The organism is Thermostichus sp. MS-CIW-34, assembly GCF_054060435.1.
On record NZ_JBSSDE010000013.1, the window covers coordinates 19031 to 39154 of the forward strand.

Consider the following 20124-nt stretch of genomic DNA (forward strand, 5'->3'; position numbering starts at 1 on the left):
CAGTGAGTTTCGGCAGGTCATCCCTAAAATACCGCACCCCAGCGCTGGCTCAGGGTTTAATCTTTGCTGTTTTGTCTATCAACAGCACCCGCTCTTCTGCATCGGTTTCCCGCAGATGGACTCTCACCGTTTGCTCCGGTTCTGTAGAAAGCTGACAACCGCAGTAATCGGGCTGGATGGGAAACTGTCGGTGACCCCGGTCAATCAACACCGCCAATCGCACCCGTTCCGGTCGCCCAAAGTGGTTTAGGGCCTCCAAAGCCGCCCGGACGGTGCGACCGCGAAAGATCACATCATCTACCAGCACCACCTCTTGGCCGGTTAGGTCACGCGGCATTTCGCTGCGATCGGGGGTGCGCAACCCGCCGGCGCTCAAATCGTCGCGGAAAAAAGTGATGTCCAGCTCCCCCACTTGGGGCGGGATCCCCAGCAGAGTGGCAATCCGATCCCGCAGGCGGTAGGCCAGGGGAACTCCCCGGGTGCGAATGCCGATCAACGTCAACTTTTGGGGGTGGGGGTGATCCCTGCCGATCGCCTCTGCCAGACCCTCGATCAGCCCGGCCAACTGCTCCGCATCGAAGACCTCGATCTCGGACATGGATCCCTGTCGCCCCCTCGCCAATCGCGGATCTGGTCTGTAGAAGACTTTAACAAAACGCGCGGAATTCCCCACCCTCTGTAGGGTGGGGATGGATAGCGCCACTGGATTTGTGGAGCACTCAGAACTGGGACAGGTGGGGGTAGGATAACGCATATGGCAACCAGAAGGCAGACCTTTCGACTGTATCCCAGCAAAGCTCAGGAAAAGGCTTTGCTCGAGGCTCGTCGTCTGCACTGCTACCTCTACAACGCCTGTGTCAGCCACCGGGAAACCGAGTACAAGCTCCACCGCCGAACGGTGACCTACCTGGAACAGCAGAACCTACTCCCCGAATTCAAGCAGGTGTGGGTGGAGTTTGCCCAACTGAACTCCCAAGCCCTGCAAGCCACCGTCAAGCGGGTGGATTATGCTTACCAACGGTTCTTTCGAGGACTGAGTAGGAAGCCGAGGTTCAAGTCCATTCGCCGGTATTCGGGCTGGACGTATCCTGCTCGGTCGGGGTGGAAGGTCAACAGCACGGGGAAGCATGGCACGGTCACACTCAATGACTTGGGCATTACCCTGAAAATGCGCGGTCAAGCCAAGCATTGGGGCGTGCCAACAACGCTGACCCTTGTCTACAAGCCGTCCCGGCGGCAGTGGTTCGCTTCGTTTACGGTTGAGGTTGCCATACCAGAGCCTAAGTTTGGGTCGCAGTCGGATTTGCAGTACGAATCTATCGTTGCCTATGACTTGGGTACAGAGACCGCCCTGACGTTGTTTGACGGGGCGGAGTTTCGGGAGATTACTAATCCCCGCTTTACCCAGCGGAGTGAGGAGAAGATTCGCAGAGTCGCCAGACTGAAGCGCAGAAAGCGTGCCCCTAAAAAGGGCGTAAAGGCTTCCAGGAGATGGAAGAAAATTCACCGGCGGGAAGCGCAACTGCAAGCAAAGGCTGCTCGTCAGAGAAGAGACTGGCAACACAAAGTTACGTCAGAGATAGCTTGTCGTTATGGCGAAGCGCTCCGCGCCGCCGTAGGCGAACGGCGTAACGGAGAAGCTGCATGTCAAAGGGATGACCCGCAAGGGTGGGAAGCGCAAGGCAGGGCTAAACAAGTCGATTTTGTCGGTGGGGTTCGGTACATTGAACCAGATGATTACCTACAAAATCGAGCAGAAAGGTGGTTTAGTTCTCATGTTTCCTACGCAAACCCTCAAGCCCTCGCAACGCTGTCCCAAGTGCGGGGCAGTCCACAAGGAGTGGGCGGACTTGAGCAACCGCTATCATGTCTGCTCTGGTTGTGGGTTTGAAATCCCGAGGGATCGGGGCTCGGTGATGGTGATGTACAACGTTGCCACTAATCGGCAACCGGGGTTGGGAACCGGCCTCGTGAGTCTTGGATGCTTCAGCTCTACTTCAAAGTCCTGCGGGGCTATGAAGCACCTGGGGCAGAGGAAGAGACTAAAATCCTGCCGTCAAGGGGATGGGGCATCAGAAACCCCATCCGCCTATGCGGTGGGGTAGTTCATGATAGCCCAACCTGCCGGCGGGATCCCTATCCGGTAAGATAAAACCAGAAGCAATTCTAAAACCAGAAGCAATTCCCAAGCCATGGAGGTTTCCTTGAGGGAGGGATCCACGATGTCTGTTGCTTGGCTGGCTTCGGTTCTGGCGAGGCGGTCTTGGCTGAGCCGTTTCCTGCGGGGGATGGTGCTTTGCGGGCTGATACTCTGCCTGGGGGTTACTCCGCTGGGATCCCCGGCCCAGGCAGAGGACTACACCAAACGAGATCTGCAGGGGGTGAGCTTTGCAGGGCAAGACCTGAGCGGCTGGAAGTTTCTCAAGGCCAACCTGCGCCAAAGCGATCTCAGCCACGTGAAGGCGGCAGGGGCAAACCTATTCGGGGCCAATCTCAGCAAAGCCAACTTGCGCGGGGCCGACCTGCGGGGGGCCACTTTGGACATGGCCAACCTACAGGGTGCGGATCTGCGAGAAGCGCAACTGCAGGACAGCATGATGTGGCTGGCCCGAGTCGAAGGGATCCAAATTGATGGGGCCGATTTCACCAATGCCTTAATACGGCAAGACGCCCTCTCCATCCTCTGTGAACGGGCCACCGGCGTTAACCCTGTAACTGGTCGGGCCACCCGCGACACCCTCGAATGTAACTAGCCCTCACCCCCTCTCCTCTGGGAGAGGGGAGATCTGGAATCTAGGGCTCAGGAGCTGGGAGCGGCTGCCTCAGAACGGGTGGGCTTGCGTTGAAACTGGCTGAGCAGCGAATTCCAGGCCAAGCGGGCCATCGACAACAGCCAATTCCCCTCCAACTCCCTAAACAAGTCCATGTTCAGCTTGAAGGCATAGTTGGCCTCTGCCACAATGCGGTCGATGGTGGTTTGATCCAGCTCCAACGCATCCAGCTGGGCGCGGTAGCGCTGCTTGAACTTGCCCTCGTGGGGGATCTGCTCGAAATCGTAAAAAGCTGTTCCTTCCCCTGGCGGCAAGCCCATGGCCCGGCGGGCAATGTTTTTGAGGATTTGGCCACCCGACAAGTCACCGATGTAGCGGGTGTAGGCGTGAGCGATCAGGAGAAGTGGATCTTTTTCCACCACTTCTCGGATGCGGTTGACATAGACCTGGCAGGCAGGGGAGGGCTTGACCAAAGAGCGCCAGTTGGGGCCAACAAAATAATTTAAATCCTTCTCCAGGCTGGCCTTGCGCCACAGCTCTGGGTAGTAGAGCCGGCCCACCAGGGGGTGCTCTCGCAGTTGGGCAAAGCCCTCTTCCAGAGCACTGTAGACAAAGTAGAAATTGCCCACGTAGCGGCTGTAGGCCCGTTTATCCACCACTCCCTTCAGGAAACACTTGATAAAGGCCATGTTCTCGGCCATGGTGTGGGACTGCTTGGTGCCCTCTCGCAACTGGGCCGACAAGCTGTGGTCCCGGTTATACAGATCACTTTTTTTATTCTGATTGTTCTGACTTTGACTCACAAAACCCTCCTCGCCAACAAACTGTGCTTCATTAGATCACCCGCAGATCACCCGCAAGCCATCCCGAGGTTCCCCCAGCCTGAGAAGCTTTGTAAACCCATTCCCGATCCTTTCTCATGATTGATGGCTCCGCGTCTTGCCCCCTAGCCTGCATCAACAGCGTGCATCTCAAAAGCGACAAAGACCGGCGCCGCGTCCACCCTGGCGACCGGCTGAGCCTGTCAGAACCACCCCTCCGATCCCCACGGTCGACCGGAAATCCGAGCTGGAGCAGCGGATGATCCGCAAAAACGGTCAAAGATTAGAATAATCTGCCTGAGTGTGAATGGATGTGAACAATCCTTAAGGCATGGCGGAAACCGCCCCTGCCCCGGCAGCCAAAAGGGGATCCCCAGCGGTTTTGCCGAGATTTTCCAAGTGAGCCCTCAAGGGATCCGGACAGCCCCTCGACCTTTGTAACGTTCGTTGACGATCGTTGGCGGGGTTTCTATAATGGAAGGCCTGACTGCAGCGCGACCCCTCCCGAGCAACGCATGACACAATTAGCAGTGCAATCCCCTGTCGCTCCTACCTTTCCTGACCTGGTGGAGATTCAGCGGGAGAGTTTCTTGTGGTTTTTGCGAGAAGGGTTTGAAGAGGAGCTTCTCAGCTTTTCCCCCATCATCGATTACACCGGCAAGCTGGAACTGCATTTCCTGCCCGAATATCGCCCTGGGGATCCCTCCAAAGGGTACAAGATCAACCGCCCCCGCTACGACCCTGAGGAGGCCAAGCGGCGGGATGCCACCTATCAAGCGCAGATCCGGGTGCCCACTCGCCTGATCAACAAAGAGACCGGCGAGATCAAAGACATGGACGTCTTCATCGGCGAACTGCCCTTGATGACGGATCGGGGCACCTTCATCATCAACGGCGCCGAGCGGGTGATCGTCAACCAAATTGTGCGCAGCCCCGGCGTCTATTACAAATCGGAGCTGGACAAAAACGGGCGTCGCACCTACAGCGCCAGCCTCATCCCCAACCGCGGTGCCTGGCTGAAGTTCGAGACCGACAAAAACGGCCTGGTGTGGGTGCGCATCGACAAAACCCGCAAGCTCTCGGCGGCAGTTCTGCTGAAAGCCTTGGGCCTGAGCGACTCCGAGATTTACGACAACCTGCGCCACCCCGAATTCTTCCAGAAAACCATGGAGAAAGAGGGGCCCTACACCGAAGAAGAAGCCCTAATGGAGCTGTACCGCAAGTTGCGGCCCGGGGAACCCCCCACCGTATCGGGTGGCCAGCAGTTGCTGGAATCCCGCTTCTTCGACCCCAAACGCTACGATTTGGGCCGGGTAGGGCGCTACAAGCTGAACAAAAAGTTAAATTTGAACGTAGCCGAAAGTGTGCGGGTGCTTACCGTCACCGACATTTTGGCCGTCATCGACTACCTGATCAATTTGGAGTACGACATCGGCCATGTGGACGACATCGACCACCTGGGCAACCGCCGCGTGCGCTCCGTGGGCGAGCTGCTGCAAAACCAGGTGCGGGTGGGCCTGAATCGCCTGGAGCGGATCATCCGAGAACGGATGACAGTCTCCGAGTCGGAAAACCTCACCCCGGCCTCTTTGGTCAACCCCAAACCCTTGGTGGCGGCCATTAAGGAGTTCTTCGGCTCCAGCCAGCTCTCCCAGTTCATGGATCAGACCAATCCCCTGGCGGAGCTGACCCACAAGCGCCGGTTATCTGCCCTGGGCCCCGGCGGCCTAAGTCGGGAACGGGCCGGCTTTGCGGTGCGGGATATCCACCCCAGCCACTACGGCCGCATCTGCCCCATCGAAACTCCAGAAGGCCCCAACGCCGGGTTGATTGGATCCCTGGCCACCCACGCCCGCGTCAACCAGTACGGCTTTATCGAAAGCCCCTATTACCGGGTCGAGAACGGCGTGGTGCGCAAAGATCTGGGCATGGTCTACCTCACTGCCGATGAAGAGGACGAGTACCGCGTGGCCCCGGGGGATGTGCCGGTGGATGCCGAGGGCCGCATCACTGCCGACTTGGTGCCGGTGCGCTACCGCCAAGAGTTCACCACCGCCCACCCCACAGAAGTGCACTACGTCCAAGTGGCGCCGGTGCAGGTCATCTCGGTGGCCACCTCCTTGATCCCCTTCCTGGAGCACGATGACGCCAACCGTGCCTTGATGGGAGCAAACATGCAGCGGCAGGCGGTGCCCCTGCTCAAGCCGGATCGGCCCTATGTGGGCACGGGCCTGGAAGCCCAGGCGGCACGCGACTCCGGCATGGTGGTGGTGTCGCGCACCAATGGCGTGGTGACCTATGTCTCTGCCGACGAAATCGTGGTGCGGCCAGACGACGGCGGGGATCCAATTGTCTATCGCCTGCAGAAATACCAGCGCTCCAACCAAGACACCTGCCTCAACCAGCGTCCCCTTGTCTATACGGGGGATCGGGTGGTGGCTGGCCAGGTGCTGGCGGATGGCCCGGCGACCGAAGGGGGCGAGTTGGCTTTGGGCCAAAACGTGTTGGTGGCCTACATGCCCTGGGAGGGCTACAACTACGAAGATGCCATCTTGATCAGCGAGCGGCTGGTCTACGACGATGTCTTTACCTCGGTACACATCGAGAAGCATGAGATCGAGGCCCGGCAAACCAAACTGGGCCCTGAGGAGATTACCCGCGAGATCCCCAACGTGGGGGAAGATGCCCTGCGCGACCTGGATGAAAACGGCATTGTGCGCATTGGAGCTTGGGTGGAGGCCGGCGACATTTTGGTGGGCAAAGTCACCCCCAAAGGGGAGTCGGATCAGCCCCCAGAAGAGCGGCTATTGCGGGCCATTTTCGGGGAAAAGGCTCGGGATGTGCGGGACAACTCCCTGCGGGTGCCCAACGGCGAGCGCGGTCGGGTGGTAGATGTGCGCATCTTTACCCGCGAACAGGGAGATGAGCTGCCTCCCGGCGCCAACATGGTGGTGCGGGTCTACATCGCCCTCAAGCGCAAAATCCAGGTGGGGGACAAGATCGCGGGCCGTCACGGCAACAAAGGCATCATCTCCCGCATCTTGCCGATTGAGGACATGCCCTACCTGGCGGACGGCACACCGGTGGATGTGGTGCTCAACCCCTTGGGGGTGCCCTCTCGCATGAACGTGGGCCAAGTGTACGAGTGCCTGCTGGGCTGGGCAGCAGAACATCTGGGGGTGCGCTTCAAGCTGATGCCCTTCGACGAGATGCACGGTTTGGAAGCCTCCCGTCTGACGGTGGAGGCCAAGCTGAGGGAAGCCCGAGAGAAGACCGGCAAGGACTGGATTTTTAACCCGGAAGGCAAGTACTGCGGCAAAATCCAGGTGTTTGACGGTCGCACCGGAGAACCCTTCGACCAGCCTGTTACGGTGGGCCGCGCCTACATGTTGAAGCTGGTGCACTTGGTGGATGACAAGATCCACGCTCGCTCCACCGGCCCCTATTCTTTGGTGACCCAGCAACCGCTGGGGGGCAAGGCGCAGCAGGGCGGCCAGCGCTTTGGGGAGATGGAGGTGTGGGCTTTGGAGGCGTTTGGGGCAGCCTACATCCTGCAGGAGTTGCTCACCGTCAAGTCCGACGACATGGTGGGGCGCAACGAGGCTCTCAACGCCATCGTCAAGGGCAAGCCGATCCCTCGACCCGGCACGCCGGAGTCCTTCAAGGTGCTGGTGCGGGAGCTGCAGTCCCTCTGCCTGGATGTGTCGGTACACAAGGTGGAGGTGGACAGCGAAGGGCAAACCCACGATGTGGAAGTGGATCTGATGGCCGATACTTCCAACCGTCACACTCCCTCTCGACCCACCTATGAATCGGTTACGGCTGAGGATCTCTCGCCATCACCCGCCTTTACCAGAGTGCTCCGCACCGCTGACGCGAATGCCAGCCGCAGCCTTGAGGAAGATGAGGACGAGGAGGAGGAAGAGGACTTTTGAGGGTTGAGAGCGCTCCCCACCCTTGACGCGAACGTGACGGGGATCCCATTCAACCCAAGAAGGAGGGTGGGGCTTCCCTCTCCTTTGGGTTCAGCAAGCAGGAGGAAAACGGCGATGGCCAAAACAGAGCAACGCTTTGACTATGTCAAAATTGGCTTGGCTTCTCCAGAACGGATCATGGAGTGGGGCCAGCGCACCCTGCCGAATGGTCAAGTGGTGGGGGAAGTCACCAAGCCCGAGACCATCAATTACCGCACCCTCAAGCCGGAGATGGATGGTCTTTTCTGTGAGCGCATCTTTGGGCCGGCCAAAGACTGGGAATGCCACTGCGGCAAGTACAAGCGGGTACGGCATCGGGGGATCGTCTGCGAGCGCTGTGGGGTGGAGGTGACCGAGTCGCGGGTGCGCCGCCACCGCATGGGCTACATCAAGTTGGCCGCTCCGGTCACCCACGTTTGGTATTTGAAAGGGATCCCCAGCCACATCGCCACCCTGTTGGATATGCCGCTGCGGGATGTGGAGCAGGTGGTATACTTCAACGCCTACGTAGTGGTGGATCCGGGCAATGCCCAGAATCTCTCCTACAAACAACTGCTGACGGAGGATCAATTCCTCGAGATCGAAGATCAGATGTACGAGGAGGGATCCGAACTGCAACTGCCGGAGAACTGGGCGATGATCGGGGCGGAGGCCATCGAGCGCCTGCTCAAGGATATCGACCTGGAAAAAGAGGCGGAGCAACTGCGGGAGGAGATCACCACTGCTCGCGGCCAAAAGCGGGCACGCCTGATCAAGCGGCTGCGGGTGATCGACAACTTCATCGCCACCGGATCCCGTCCGGAGTGGATGGTGTTGCGGGTGCTGCCGGTGATCCCGCCGGATTTGCGTCCCATGGTGCAGTTGGATGGGGGCCGCTTTGCCACCAGCGACCTCAACGATCTCTACCGTCGTGTGATCAACCGCAACAACCGTCTGGCCCGGCTGCAGGAGATCATGGCGCCGGAGATCATTGTGCGCAACGAAAAGCGCATGCTCCAGGAGGCGGTGGACGCGCTGATCGACAACGGTCGGCGGGGGCGCGTAGTGGCGGGGGCCAACAACCGTCCCCTCAAGTCCCTCTCCGACATCATCGAGGGCAAACAGGGGCGCTTCCGGCAAAACCTGTTGGGCAAACGGGTGGACTACTCCGGACGTTCGGTGATCGTGGTGGGGCCCAGCCTGCGCATGCACCAGTGCGGCCTGCCCAAAGAGATGGCCATCGAGCTGTTCCAGCCCTTTGTCATCCACAAATTGATCAAGCGGGGCATCGTCAACAACATCAAGGCCGCCAAAAAGCTGATCCAAAGCAACGACCCGCAGGTTTGGGATGTGCTGGAGGACGTGATCGACGGCCACCCGGTTTTGCTCAACCGCGCTCCCACGCTGCACCGCCTGGGGATCCAAGCCTTTGAACCGATCCTGGTGGAGGGAAGGGCGATTCAACTTCACCCTCTGGTTTGCCCCGCCTTCAATGCTGACTTCGACGGCGACCAGATGGCGGTGCATGTGCCCCTGTCGTTGGAAGCCCAGGCGGAAGCGCGCCTGCTGATGCTGGCCACCAACAACATCCTCTCCCCGGCCACCGGCGCTCCCATCATCACCCCCAGCCAAGATATGGTGTTGGGGTGCTACTACCTGACGGCGGACAACCCCCACGCGCCAGATATTGGCGATCGCTTCTTCGCCAGCTTGGAAGATGCTCTCATCGCCTACGACCGCGGCGCCATCGGCCTGCACAGCAAGGTCTGGGTGCGCTACCACGGCCCGATGGAGTTGGGCAAGGGCGAAAAAGAGTCCGAGCCGCAAATCATCGAAGAACCGGGCGGCATTCGCCTCAAGATCACCAACTACCGCCGTATCCGCGAGGATCAAGACGGCAACGTGATCAGCCAGTACATTCGCACCACGCCGGGCCGGATCATTTTTAACAAGACCGTGCAAGATATTTTGTCTGCGTAGTTCATCCCCTGCCGTAGGACGGCTCTTCTCTCCCCTCTCTCCTCTTCTCTCTAGCGAGGCATCATGAGCGAAAAAGGACGATTTTCCGCTGGCCTGGCGCGGCAGGCTGCCGACGGTAACAAAGCCGACACCCCCTTGCCCCCTGTGCCCTTTCGCAACTATCAAATTGGCAAAAAAGAGCTGCGCAACCTAATTGCTTGGTCTTTTGCCCGCTACGGCACGGCCCGCACTGCTCAGATGGCGGATGCTCTGAAGACCCTGGGCTTCAAATACGCCACCCAGGCAGCCGTCTCCATCAGCGTTGAAGACCTGCGCGTTCCCCCCAGCAAGCGGCAGTTGTTGGCACAAGCGGAAGCCGAGATCGAGGCGGCCACCGAGCGCTATACCCGTGGAGAAATCACAGAGGTGGAGCGCTACCAAAAGGTGATCGACACCTGGAACCAGATCAACGACCAGATCAAAGAGGAGATGCTCAACAACTTCCGGCAGAACGATCCCCTCAACTCCGTCTACATGATGGCCAACTCGGGGGCAAGGGGGAACGTCTCCCAGGTGCGCCAGTTGGTGGGCATGCGCGGCCTGATGGCCAACCCCCAGGGGGAGATCATCGATTTGCCCATCAAAACCAATTTCCGCGAGGGCCTAACCGTTACCGAGTACATCATCTCTTCCTATGGGGCCCGCAAGGGTTTAGTGGATACGGCTCTGCGCACCGCCGACTCCGGCTACCTCACCCGCCGTTTGGTGGACGTGTCTCAGGATGTGATCGTGCGGGAATCCGACTGCGGCACCGACCAGGGCATTCTCCTGGAATACCTGATGGATGGGGACAAGGTGGTGGTGTCTTTGGAGGAGCGCTTGGTGGGCCGAGTGTTGGCGCGCGACGTGGTGCATCCACAAACCCAGGAGATCCTCGCCCGCCGCAACCAAGAAGTGGATCACGACTTGGCTAGAACCATTGCAGAGGCTGGCATCCGCCAGGTGATGGTGCGTTCTCCCCTCACCTGTGAAGCCAACCGCTCCGTGTGCCGGATGTGTTATGGCTGGAGCTTGGCCCACTCCCGCCTGGTGGATCTGGGGGAAGCGGTCGGGATCATCGCCGCCCAATCGATTGGGGAGCCGGGCACCCAGTTGACCATGCGCACCTTCCACACGGGAGGCGTGTTTACAGGGGAGGTGGCTCGCCAAATTCGCGCCCCCTTTGCGGGTGTGGTGCGGTTCCCGAAAAATCTGCGCACCCGCCCCTTCCGTACCCGCCACGGCGACGATGCTCTACAAGTGGAGGTAAACAACCAAATCATCTTGGAAGGCCCAGACGGTCAACGGGAGTCCTTCGACATGACTCAGGGATCCACCCTGCTGGTTCGGGACGGAGCCCAGGTGCAGCGGGATCAGTTGATTGCAGAGGTGTCCCTGGCCAAGGCCAGCCGTAAGAGCACCGAGAAAGCCCAGAAAGAGGTGGTGGCCGACCTGGCTGGAGAAATTCGCTTTGCCGATCTGCCTATCGAGGAGAAGACTGACCGCCAGGGTAACACCACCTACACTGCCCAGCGGCAGGGATTGATCTGGGTGATGTCTGGACAGGTGTACAACCTGCCTCCGGGGGCCGAGCCGGTGGTGAAAAACGGGGATCGGGTGCAGGCGGGGGATGTGATCGCCGAAACCTCGCTGGTGACGGAGCATGGCGGCATTGTGCGGCTACCGGAGCGCAGCGACACCAGAAGTGGGCGCGAGGTGGAGATCATCAACGCTTCGGTGGTGTTGCGGGAAGCACGGGTACGGGTGGAATCCCACCAGGGGCGGGAACAATTTTTGCTGGACACTTCCAGTGGGCAGACCTTTGTTCTCAAGGCTACTCCGGGCACCAAAGTGGGCAACGATGAGGTGGTGGCGGAGCTGATCGACAACCACTTCCGCAGTCAGACGGGAGGCTTGGTGAAGTTCGCCGGCATTGAGGTGGCACGGCGCGGCAAGGCCAAGCAAGGTTACGAAGTCATCCAGGGCGGCACCCTGCTGTGGATCCCAGAAGAGACCCACGAGGTGAACAAGGACATCTCCCTGCTGAACGTGGACGATGGCCAGTATGTGGAAGCAGGCACTGAGGTGGTGAAAGACATCTTTTGCCAGAATGCCGGTGTTGTCGAAGTCATCCAGAAGAACGACATTCTGCGGGAGATTGTCATCAAGCCGGGATCCCTGCATCTGGTGGACAACCCCGCCGACTTGGAAGTGAAAAGTGGCACCCTAATCCAGCCAGGGCAACCGGTGCTCAGCAGCATCGTTCCCGACCGACTGGTCTACCTGGAACACGTGGAAACTCCCGAAGGCCCAGGCTTGCTGCTGCGTCCGGTGCAGGAGTACGAGATCCCCGACCGGCCCTTGGTGCCCACTCAAGAGTCCACCAGCGAGTCCGGTCGCTCCATTCGTCTGCGGGCGGTGCAGCGGGTTCCCTTCAAAGATGGGGAGCGGGTGAAGTCGGTAGGCCCTGTAGAGCTCCTGCGCACCCAACTGGTGCTGGAAATCGATACCGACGCCCCACAACTGAAGGCCGATATCGAGCTGATCCAAGATGAGAAGGATCCAGATATTCGCCGCCTGCAACTGGTGATTCTGGAAACCCTGTTGCTGCGCCGCGACGTGGAAGCGGATCTGACGCAGGGGAGTACCCACACGCGGCTGTTGGTGAAGGAAGGAGACTCCATCGCCAGCGGAGATGTTATCGCCCGCACCGAAATCCAAGCCAAAAAGGCCGGGATCGTCCAAGGGATCCGCCAGGGAGCGGAAGTGGTACGGCGGGTGCTGGTGATTACCGACGACGATCTGGTGCAGGTGCCCCTGACGGGCCCAGCCAATGTGGAAGTGGGGGCGCTGGTGCGGGCTGGGGACGAGCTTGCTCCCGGGATCCCTTCTCCACAGTCGGGACAGGTGATGCAGATAACGGACGGCCAAGTCCTGTTGCGGATGGCGCGGCCCTACTTGGTTTCTGCGGGTGCCATCCTGCAGGTACGAGATGGCGATCTGGTGCAGCGGGGGGATTCCCTGGCCCTCCTGGTGTTTGAGCGGGCCAAGACAGGGGACATCATCCAGGGTCTGCCACGGATTGAGGAGCTGCTGGAGGCCCGCAAGCCCAAGGAAATGTGTGTTCTGGCCAAGCGGCCCGGCACCGTTCAACTGAGCTGGCGGGGAGAAGAGCCAGATCTCAAGGTCATCGAAGCCGATGGCACCGTTAGAGACTATCCTGGGCTGCCGGGGCAGAGCTTGATCGTGGTAGATGGACAGCCGGTGGGGGTGGGGGATCCCCTAACCGATGGCCCTGCCAACCCCCACGACCTCTTGGAGATCTACTACGAGTACCATCGCCAAACCTTGGGAGATGACCAAGCCGCACGGTTGGCTCTGCGGGAGGTGCAGCGCTTCTTTGTCAACGAAGTGCAGAACGTCTACCGCTCCCAGGGGGTGGAGATCTCTGACAAACACATCGAGATCGTGGTGCGCCAGATGACCTCCAAGGTGCGGGTGGATGATGGCGGCGACACCATCCTGTTGCCGGGGGAGCTGGTGGAGTTGCGGGAAATCCAGCAGATCAATGCCACCATGGCCATTACTGGAGGAGCGCCGGCCAAATACACGCCCGTCCTGCTGGGGATCACCAAGGCCAGCTTGAATACCGACAGCTTCATCTCAGCGGCCAGCTTCCAGGAAACCACCCGCGTGCTGACTGAGGCGGCCATCGAGGGCAAATCCGACTGGCTGCGCGGGTTGAAAGAAAACGTGATCATCGGGCGCCTGATCCCGGCAGGCACGGGCTTCACCACCTACGAGGAGATTGCCGCCGAGCCGGAGCCTGACGAAGAGGAGGAAGAGCCTGCGGTGTTGCCGGAGCTGCCGCCTCGTTTGATCTTGGAAGATGATCAATTGATCGACGATTCCACCCCTGCCTTCGACGAGCTAGAGGAGGATGACGACGAGGAGGAGGAGTAGGGCGCTGGGGATCCAGGATTGGGCCACTTTGCAAACTGAAATCGTCAGTTGCTGCCGCTGTCCCCGCTTGGTGGCTTGGCGAGAGTCAGTCGCCCTTCAGAAGGTGGCCCGTTTTCGGGAGCAGTCCTACTGGGGCAAGCCCGTTCCGGGATTTGGGGATCCGCAGGCGCGGCTGTGGGTGATCGGGTTGGCGCCGGCAGCCCATGGGGGCAACCGCACCGGGCGCGTGTTTACCGGGGATCCCAGCGGGGACTGGCTGTTTCGCGCCCTGTACCGAGCCGGGTTTGCCAATCAGCCCACCTCTACCCACCGAGAGGATGGCCTGCAATTGCAGGATTGCTACATCTCGGCAGTGGTGCGCTGTGTGCCCCCGGAGAACCGCCCCACCGCCATAGAAGCCAAGACCTGCCTGGGCTACCTGAAGCAAGAGCTGGAGCTGCTAACCCAGGTGCGAGTGATCCTGACGTTGGGGCATTTTGCCTTCCAACACGCTCTGACGCTCTTGCCACCTCTCAGGCTCCGTCCCCGCTTTGGCCACAACTGCGTTATTCCCCTGGCAGAGGGTCGCTATTTGCTGGCGTCTTACCATCCCAGCCGGCGCAACACGGCCACACGGCTGCTGACGGAGCCGATGTTGGATGCCGTTTTCGCGCAAGCCCAGCAGTTGCTGTCTGGTAAGCCAGCCCGACCGGCTGAGGATTAGGCGGGTTGCCAAGATTCGAGGCGATAGGCACTGTCCCAAAACAGCCATTCCAACCGGGAGGCAGTGACAAAAGCTGCCCTCATCTTTTCCCGCAGCGGTTCTGTAGCCTGCTGAGCGACGGAGTCGGTGATGTCCAAAGCCTGCTGCACCACTTGGGCAAATTCTTCCCCGGCGTAGGTGTCGATCCACTGTTGGTAGGGATTGTCAGGCTGCGCGGTGCGATAGATGGTGGATCCCACCTCTCGGTAGATCCAAAAGCAGGGCAGCACAGCGGCAATGGCCACCTCATAGGGATCCACAGCCGCCGCAGCCAACAAAAAACGGGTATAGGCGAAGCAGGCAGGGGCATAGGCTGTTTCGGGTTGAATGTCGTAGAGGCGAAAATAGCTTTCGTGCAGGCTGCGTTCGGCCACAATGGCTCCCAGGGCAAAGTTCAAGAAACTCACCACCTGCTCAGCCCCTTCGGAACGAGCTCCAATCAAGGCCAGGGCGCGGGCAAAGTCGGTGAGATAAAGAGCATCCTGCTGCAAGTAAAACTGGAACCGCTGCCGCGATAGGCTGCCCGCTGCCAACTCTCGGTTGAAGGGGTGATCGAGGATTTGCTTGTAGATGGGCTGAATGGCTTGCCAAAGGTGGGCTGTAAAGGACTGGGGCATGGCGACCGTCTCTCGGCGTTTGGTCTTCAGCTAGAAATTGCAGGAGCCCCGCACTGTACCTATAAAGTCAGTGTTGGGAGGAATGCTATAATAATACTGCGGGCACCAGAAACGGTTTTTTTTAAGGCACTGGTAACAGTCGATTGGGGGTGCAGTAAACCACCCCAGAGGCTCGTGGTTGGCTTGCTAACTGCAGGGCTACTAAAAGCCCGCTCCGTACCGCCTAGCGGTTGGTGTCAGGTAGTTTACTCGATTGGTGATTGACCTGACCAGGGCCAGCACCTCTGCTGGGGCTGAGGCTTTCTTCATTTTGAATCTCAATTAGGCTTCGGGCATGAGGGGGCGGAACCCATGCTTGCGGGAAAGCTGCCCGATCAGATCCAATTTCTCAAGGGTGATCAAATTACGGCCCCAACTGAAATTGGTGTACAGCCCCTCAAACTCCAGCAGCATGGATTCAGCAAAGCAGGCAAAAAGCTGACGGGCCGGGTTGGCCACATTCAAAAACTGCATGATGTTCCATTCAATATCCAAAGAGTGCTCCACCATCCCCCCGTCAATGACGTAGAGTCCCTTTCGCTGCAAGCTGGAGGCGATGTTCTTCGGGTAGCCACCGTCGATGATGACACAGGGATCCGGCAAAACTTGGGGATCGAGGGCCATGCCTTGGCTCATGCTGGCCACCCAAACGATAAAGTCAGCGCGGGGCAGGGCCTCTTCCAGCGAAGAGATCTCCCCCTGCTTGAGGTTGGCCTGCAATTCCTCTAGGCGCCGCCGCTCTCGAGCTATGAGCAACAACTTGCCCAAGTGAGTGTGGGCCACCAACCATTGACAAATGGCGCTGCCGATATCTCCGGTCGCCCCCACCACCGCAACCGTAGCGGCTGCCAAGTCCATGGCGTAGCGCTGGGCCGCCAACTGCAGTTGCTGACAGATGATGTAGGCCGTGTGGGTATTGCCGGTGGTAAAGCGTTGGATCTCCAAGTCAATGTTGCGGACTCGCCGGAGACTGTCGAGGCGAAAAGTCTCAAAAATGATGCTGCTAAATCCCCCCAAAGCCGTAATGTTCAAGCCGCGCCGCTGGGCTAGGGCCATGGCATTCAACACTTTCCGACAGGCGGCCTTTACCCGTCCCCCCGCCAACATCTCCGGCAAGAAACAGGATTCGACGTACTGCCCATAAATCTTTTGGCCGGTGATGCTGGTTACCGTGATCTCGTCCACCACCTGAGGGGGAGCCATGCACCAGAACTCCAGGTCGCTCTCCGCATATTCGGAATAACCCAGCTTGTCTGCCACCTGCTTCGCATGGGCCAGGCTGGTCAAGTGCCCGATCAGGCCGAACATAAAGGTTTACCCGCTTGGATAAGTAAACTACCCGACTCCGACCGCTAAGCGGTACAGGGCGGGCTTTCAGTAGCCCTGAGCCTGCTCTGCCCTACCAGAGAACAAAACAAGCCCGGACCTCTAGGCTGGTTTACAGCAGCCCCCAAGAGCGCAATTACGCTTGCACCATTAAGGTCCATTGTACTTCATCAAAGCGCATTCCTCCCAACACTGAACCTACGGGTACAGTGCGGGGCTCCTGCGACTTCTAGCTGAGGTGGGTCATGCTGCCCGCAAACCCTGGGCAGAGAGGCGCATCACCTCGCGGGTGCTGAAGCCGATGTTGGCCAGCGCCTCGCCATAGGCAATCATAAAGTCCTCGACAATGGCCTCGCGATCCATGTAGATGGCTTCCACATCCTTGTCCACCTGCTGCAGCATCTGCCAGACCAAGGGCAGGTTCTGGGCGTTGGCCGCTTCGATCTGCCCTTTGACTTCGCCAAAATGCTCCCCTAGCCAGCGCTCGCCAAAGTTGAGGTGCAGATATTCATCCTTGACCACCCCCTCGGTGATCTTGCGGGCAAACTCATCGGCGACGGGGATGTAAATGTTGTAGGCGGCAATGGCAAAGCATTCGATGATCAGCGACTGAATGACCAAGCAGGTAACCAGATCTCCGGCTGCTGCCGCTTTTTGGAAATTGTTGCGCAGAGGGGCGAAGAAAGCGCGGGCAAACTCCCCATCCGGCTCTACCTGCAGGTTTTTGCCGCAGGATTGAAAGCCTTTCATGTGCCGCAATTCCATTTTGGCCAGCTTGCGCAGCTCCTCTGCCCCTTCCGGCATCATTTCGGCCAGCTTGAGGTAGTTGTCGTGGGCTTCTTGTTCCCCTTCGATCACAATGCCGTTGATGCGAGAGTAGGCCTGCCGGTAAACCGCGCTGCCGTAGTCCAGGGTGGTGCCACCCTCATTGGCCAAAGGCTGGGGGGTATTGGGCAGGACGTTCGCTGGGGCCATACTCATGCATCTCCTCTCGGTGTTGTTTGGGTGTTGTTGATTGTCTATGCTGACTCGACAATCGCCTCGATTGCGGCTAGATCGCTCTTTTAACCAGAATAGCTGTAGCTGCCGCAGAATTGGCGGGATTCCTTTTGCGGAATGATAGGGGTCTGCTAGGGTGAGGGTTCGAGTGCCGTTGTGGAGCCTGCTGTATGTCTGCTCTTGGGGATGGCCTGAACCAACTGCGCCAGTTGCTGGTGGAGCTGGAGGAACGATCCCTCGATCAGCCGATTGGCAGTGCCGAGGAGGTGTTGCAGGCCATTGAGCTAGCCACGGCTTTTGAGCTGTTTGAGACGGAAAGCAGCGGTTTGCTGCTGCAGATTGTGGCCAATCTCTGGGATCGGGTACGGCAGCAGGACTTATCTTCCGGAGAGATTCAGACGGTATCGGAGAAGTTGCGGGCGGTGGGCTATACCGATGCTGAGATCCAGGAGATCCTGGACTTGGAGCCGGAGGGCTAGCCCCATTTTCCCCTCTAGGCTTGAACCATGCCCAGCTCTGCTGGAGTGATATCCGCTTCCATCTGAGTGGTGGCGTCGTAGCAGGCCCCTCGCAGGTTGGCCAGCTTGAGTTTGCACCGGGCCAGAAGGGATCCTCTCAAGTTGGCCCCGGTGAGATTGGCCCCCGCCAAGTCCGCTTGGCTGAGATCGGCTTCGCTCAAGTCCGCTTCGGCCAGGTTGGCCCCACGCAAGTTGGCTCCCTGCAATCGGGATCCCTGCAGCTTGGCTTTCTCTAGGTTGGCCAGCCGCAGGTTGGATCCCTGCAGATCCGCTTGGCTGAGGTCGGCGCCGCTCAGGTAGGCCCGCTCCAGGTTGGCAGAAGCCAGCTTTGCCTGCTGGAGAATGGATCCCCCCAAGTCGATCCCGGCCAAGTCGGCCCCGGCCAGGTCAGCCCCGGCCAGTTGGCTGTTGCTGAAGTCCCGCTCACCGCTGCCGTAGCGTTGCAACAGTTCCGCTCCAGTTTCCACCATCGCCGTTTTCCACGCCGGACGAATCGGATCCTACCCAGGAATGGAAGGGCCGCCAAGAGCACGCTAGCATAGGCGCAAACCGTTTTCCGGGATCCTCCCTTATGAGCTTGCCCCGTGTGCCCCGAACTCGACCGCGCCCCAAGCTGCGCTCGATCCCTCGCCGCCAAACCGAATCCGCCCTCTATGCCGAAATGCAGCAGCTCACCGTGGAAAAGCAGCGGCTCAACCAGGAGCTGGAGTTTATTCGAGAGCGGCAGGGGCAAATCCACGCGCGACTCCAGGAAATCGAGCAGGCCATGCAGCACCTTCAGCAGGAGGCAAAAGCCTTCCGGGATCCCGCTCCTGCCTCTGAACCCGCCCAGCTCAGATCCCGCCCTTCCCGCTTCCCACCCATGACCTTTGAGTACTGAGGGATCCCCTTGGTTAAGTCCCATCACTCTGGAAGATCGGAAAATCCAAAGCCAACCCAAGCAACAAGTTGGGGGATTTTGTAGCTAAATTAACTATTTGCTGCTCGTCTCAAGCCGACCCTAGAATCCAGGCCAGCGAACAGCCATTCTCAAGCTGGCTGCACAGTTACCTGAACTTCAGCTAGAAATCGCAGGAGCCCCGCACTGTACCCGTAGGGTCAGTGCCGGGAGGAATGCGGAAGTTATGATAAAACCATGACCCAAGTCCTGACCGTCTCCTGCAAGCTCAAGGTAGCCCAGTCGCAAGCCGCCAAATTGGACGCGACTTTGGAGGCTTTTGGCCAAGCCTTGAATTGGGTCAACCAGAACACACCCGAGAAAGTCGCCAACGCCGTTAAGCTCCAGTCTCTGTGCTACCGCGAAATCCGTGCCCGGTTCGGCTTATCCAGTAACTTGGCAAGGACTACGTCCCGCTTACGCGACCAGCAGGTCTGCAGACGGCTGGCCGGTGCCCGTAAAGTTGCCCAACAGAAAAACCGCCCCGTCAAAGCGTTCAAGAGAGGCTTCGCTACCTACGACGCTCGTATCTTTTCGTTCCGCGAGAAAGACTGGACGGTGTCGCTGACCACGGTGGAGGGTCGGGAGCGCTTTGAGCTGGCGATTGGCCGCTACCAGAGAGAACGGCTGGCGGGCTCCAATCCCAAATCTGCCACTCTGGTCAAGCGTAAAGACGGCTCCTACTCCATTCAAATCTGTGTGGAAGCGGAGCCATCCCCACCGCAACGCACGGGTAGAGTGCTGGGGGTGGACTTGGGGAGGACGGATATTGCCCATACGTCAGAAGGGGATAACTGGAATGGACAGCAGTTGAACCGAATCCGCGACCACTACTCCAAGCTGAGGGCGGCACTCCAACGCAAAGCCAGTAAGGGCACACGCAGTTCGCGGCGCAGATGCAGAGAACTGTTGCAACGGCTGTCTGGCAAGGAGAGACGCTTTCAGTCGCGTCAGCGTTGCGTAGCAAAAACGTGGGTCAATCATCGCATCTCCAAAGCTGTTGTCTCTAGGGCAAAGGCGACAAACAGCGCTATTGCTCTGGAAGACTTGACAGGGATCCGGGAAAGGGTCAATCAACAGCCACGCAGCAAAGCTGAGCGCCGCAGAACCAATAACTGGGCGTTCTACCAGCTTAGGATGTTCGTGGTCTACAAGGCTGCCATTGCCGGAGTACCTGTGGTGCTGGTTCCGCCTGCCTACACGTCGCAGACCTGCCACCGGTGTTTGCACATCCATCCCGATCCTACGCAATCCTATCGCAGTGGAAAGAAGTTTAAGTGTGGGCACTGTGGATGGGAAGGAGATGCGGATTTGAATGGTGCGAATGTGATTGCGCTTTTGGGGGCTGCTGTAAACCAGCCTAGAGGTTCGTGGTTGGCTTGCCAACTGCAGGGCTACCGAAAGCCCGCCCTGTACTGCGAAGCAGTCAGGGTCGGGTAG

At 59.1% G+C, this 20124-nt stretch carries 16 protein-coding genes and 1 pseudogene; 10 read left to right on the top strand and 7 right to left on the bottom strand.

The features are described 5' to 3' along the window. Nucleotides 1-49: 49 nt before the first annotated feature. The gene (gene pyrR / locus ACVWYY_RS06370) at nucleotides 50-598 is read right to left on the bottom strand and encodes a bifunctional pyr operon transcriptional regulator/uracil phosphoribosyltransferase PyrR (protein WP_414423664.1); all 549 of its coding nucleotides are present in this window, start codon (nucleotides 596-598) and stop codon (nucleotides 50-52) included. 156 nt (nucleotides 599-754) lie between these two features. On the opposite strand from pyrR, the gene ACVWYY_RS06375 reads away from it, so the two are divergent. The 3 genes from ACVWYY_RS06375 to ACVWYY_RS06385 all read left to right on the top strand — a co-directional run bounded on the left by ACVWYY_RS06375 (nucleotide 755) and on the right by ACVWYY_RS06385 (nucleotide 2753). Next, nucleotides 755-1891: an RNA-guided endonuclease InsQ/TnpB family protein gene (locus tag ACVWYY_RS06375; protein WP_457439917.1), complete on the top strand. Its 1137-nt coding sequence runs from the start codon at nucleotides 755-757 to the stop codon at nucleotides 1889-1891. Next, nucleotides 1776-2105, top strand: a complete 330-nt coding sequence (locus ACVWYY_RS06380; RefSeq protein WP_457439919.1) for a zinc ribbon domain-containing protein — start codon at nucleotides 1776-1778, stop codon at nucleotides 2103-2105. The genes ACVWYY_RS06375 and ACVWYY_RS06380 overlap by 116 nt, the downstream gene beginning before the upstream one ends. A 117-nt stretch (nucleotides 2106-2222) precedes the next feature. Then, complete coding sequence (locus tag ACVWYY_RS06385; RefSeq protein ID WP_414388677.1) at nucleotides 2223-2753, top strand: pentapeptide repeat-containing protein; 531 nt, start codon at nucleotides 2223-2225, stop codon at nucleotides 2751-2753. Nucleotides 2754-2800: 47 nt separating this feature from the next. Here the strand turns inward: ACVWYY_RS06385 and ACVWYY_RS06390 are convergent, their stop codons facing one another. Continuing rightward, nucleotides 2801-3514, bottom strand: a complete 714-nt coding sequence (locus ACVWYY_RS06390) for a biliverdin-producing heme oxygenase (RefSeq protein WP_457439922.1) — start codon at nucleotides 3512-3514, stop codon at nucleotides 2801-2803. Nucleotides 3515-4107: 593 nt separating this feature from the next. Between ACVWYY_RS06390 and rpoB the strand changes: the two genes are divergently transcribed. The 4 genes from rpoB to ACVWYY_RS06410 all read left to right on the top strand — a co-directional run bounded on the left by rpoB (nucleotide 4108) and on the right by ACVWYY_RS06410 (nucleotide 14209). Beyond that, the gene (gene rpoB / locus ACVWYY_RS06395) at nucleotides 4108-7527 is read left to right on the top strand and encodes a DNA-directed RNA polymerase subunit beta (RefSeq protein ID WP_457439924.1); all 3420 of its coding nucleotides are present in this window, start codon (nucleotides 4108-4110) and stop codon (nucleotides 7525-7527) included. Between the two features lie 114 nt (nucleotides 7528-7641). Next, nucleotides 7642-9525 (top strand): DNA-directed RNA polymerase subunit gamma, encoded by a 1884-nt coding sequence (locus tag ACVWYY_RS06400; protein ID WP_414341620.1) that lies wholly within the window; start codon nucleotides 7642-7644, stop codon nucleotides 9523-9525. A gap of 63 nt (nucleotides 9526-9588) precedes the next feature. Then, complete coding sequence (locus ACVWYY_RS06405) at nucleotides 9589-13506, top strand: DNA-directed RNA polymerase subunit beta' (protein ID WP_457439927.1); 3918 nt, start codon at nucleotides 9589-9591, stop codon at nucleotides 13504-13506. After that, nucleotides 13484-14209 carry a uracil-DNA glycosylase gene (locus tag ACVWYY_RS06410; RefSeq protein WP_457439929.1) on the top strand — a complete coding sequence of 242 codons (726 nt, stop codon included), beginning with the start codon at nucleotides 13484-13486 and terminating at the stop codon, nucleotides 14207-14209. Before ACVWYY_RS06405 ends, ACVWYY_RS06410 begins: the two co-directional genes overlap by 23 nt. Here ACVWYY_RS06410 and tenA read toward each other — a convergent pair. The 4 genes and pseudogenes from tenA to ACVWYY_RS06430 all read right to left on the bottom strand — a co-directional run bounded on the left by tenA (nucleotide 14206) and on the right by ACVWYY_RS06430 (nucleotide 17205). After that, complete coding sequence (gene tenA, locus ACVWYY_RS06415) at nucleotides 14206-14865, bottom strand: thiaminase II (RefSeq protein WP_414416477.1); 660 nt, start codon at nucleotides 14863-14865, stop codon at nucleotides 14206-14208. The genes ACVWYY_RS06410 and tenA overlap by 4 nt on opposite strands. A 321-nt stretch (nucleotides 14866-15186) precedes the next feature. Then, entirely contained in the window at nucleotides 15187-16212 is a 1026-nt protein-coding gene (locus tag ACVWYY_RS06420) for a long-chain acyl-[acyl-carrier-protein] reductase (RefSeq protein WP_457384183.1), read from the bottom strand. Nucleotides 16213-16256: 44 nt separating this feature from the next. Further along, nucleotides 16257-16388 (bottom strand): annotated as a pseudogene (locus ACVWYY_RS06425) (RNA-guided endonuclease TnpB family protein); the annotation flags it as partial. 85 nt (nucleotides 16389-16473) lie between these two features. Further along, nucleotides 16474-17205 (bottom strand): aldehyde oxygenase (deformylating), encoded by a 732-nt coding sequence (locus ACVWYY_RS06430; protein ID WP_457439963.1) that lies wholly within the window; start codon nucleotides 17203-17205, stop codon nucleotides 16474-16476. A 194-nt stretch (nucleotides 17206-17399) separates the two neighbouring features. On the opposite strand from ACVWYY_RS06430, the gene ACVWYY_RS06435 reads away from it, so the two are divergent. Further along, nucleotides 17400-17708, top strand: coding sequence for a hypothetical protein (locus ACVWYY_RS06435; protein WP_457439931.1), 309 nt, complete (start codon nucleotides 17400-17402; stop codon nucleotides 17706-17708). A 14-nt stretch (nucleotides 17709-17722) separates the two neighbouring features. Here the strand turns inward: ACVWYY_RS06435 and ACVWYY_RS06440 are convergent, their stop codons facing one another. Continuing rightward, on the bottom strand, nucleotides 17723-18217 hold the full coding sequence (locus ACVWYY_RS06440; RefSeq protein WP_414409265.1) for a pentapeptide repeat-containing protein: 495 nt from the start codon (nucleotides 18215-18217) through the stop codon (nucleotides 17723-17725). Nucleotides 18218-18318: 101 nt separating this feature from the next. On the opposite strand from ACVWYY_RS06440, the gene ACVWYY_RS06445 reads away from it, so the two are divergent. After that, entirely contained in the window at nucleotides 18319-18627 is a 309-nt protein-coding gene (locus tag ACVWYY_RS06445) for a gas vesicle protein GvpV (protein ID WP_238376787.1), read from the top strand. Between the two features lie 255 nt (nucleotides 18628-18882). Continuing rightward, nucleotides 18883-20124: an RNA-guided endonuclease InsQ/TnpB family protein gene (locus ACVWYY_RS06450; RefSeq protein ID WP_457439934.1), complete on the top strand. Its 1242-nt coding sequence runs from the start codon at nucleotides 18883-18885 to the stop codon at nucleotides 20122-20124.

Coding starts and splice junctions, on each gene's coding strand:
- pyrR (WP_414423664.1), bottom strand. CDS start 598: ATGTCCGAGATCGAGGTCTTCGATGCGGAGCAGTTGGCCGGGCTGATC.
- ACVWYY_RS06375 (WP_457439917.1), top strand. CDS start 755: ATGGCAACCAGAAGGCAGACCTTTCGACTGTATCCCAGCAAAGCTCAG.
- ACVWYY_RS06380 (WP_457439919.1), top strand. CDS start 1,776: ATGTTTCCTACGCAAACCCTCAAGCCCTCGCAACGCTGTCCCAAGTGC.
- ACVWYY_RS06385 (WP_414388677.1), top strand. CDS start 2,223: ATGTCTGTTGCTTGGCTGGCTTCGGTTCTGGCGAGGCGGTCTTGGCTG.
- rpoB (WP_457439924.1), top strand. CDS start 4,108: ATGACACAATTAGCAGTGCAATCCCCTGTCGCTCCTACCTTTCCTGAC.
- ACVWYY_RS06400 (WP_414341620.1), top strand. CDS start 7,642: ATGGCCAAAACAGAGCAACGCTTTGACTATGTCAAAATTGGCTTGGCT.
- ACVWYY_RS06405 (WP_457439927.1), top strand. CDS start 9,589: ATGAGCGAAAAAGGACGATTTTCCGCTGGCCTGGCGCGGCAGGCTGCC.
- ACVWYY_RS06410 (WP_457439929.1), top strand. CDS start 13,484: ATGACGACGAGGAGGAGGAGTAGGGCGCTGGGGATCCAGGATTGGGCC.
- tenA (WP_414416477.1), bottom strand. CDS start 14,865: ATGCCCCAGTCCTTTACAGCCCACCTTTGGCAAGCCATTCAGCCCATC.
- ACVWYY_RS06420 (WP_457384183.1), bottom strand. CDS start 16,212: ATGTTCGGCCTGATCGGGCACTTGACCAGCCTGGCCCATGCGAAGCAG.
- ACVWYY_RS06430 (WP_457439963.1), bottom strand. CDS start 17,205: ATGGCCCCAGCGAACGTCCTGCCCAATACCCCCCAGCCTTTGGCCAAT.
- ACVWYY_RS06435 (WP_457439931.1), top strand. CDS start 17,400: ATGTCTGCTCTTGGGGATGGCCTGAACCAACTGCGCCAGTTGCTGGTG.
- ACVWYY_RS06440 (WP_414409265.1), bottom strand. CDS start 18,217: ATGGTGGAAACTGGAGCGGAACTGTTGCAACGCTACGGCAGCGGTGAG.
- ACVWYY_RS06445 (WP_238376787.1), top strand. CDS start 18,319: ATGAGCTTGCCCCGTGTGCCCCGAACTCGACCGCGCCCCAAGCTGCGC.
- ACVWYY_RS06450 (WP_457439934.1), top strand. CDS start 18,883: ATGACCCAAGTCCTGACCGTCTCCTGCAAGCTCAAGGTAGCCCAGTCG.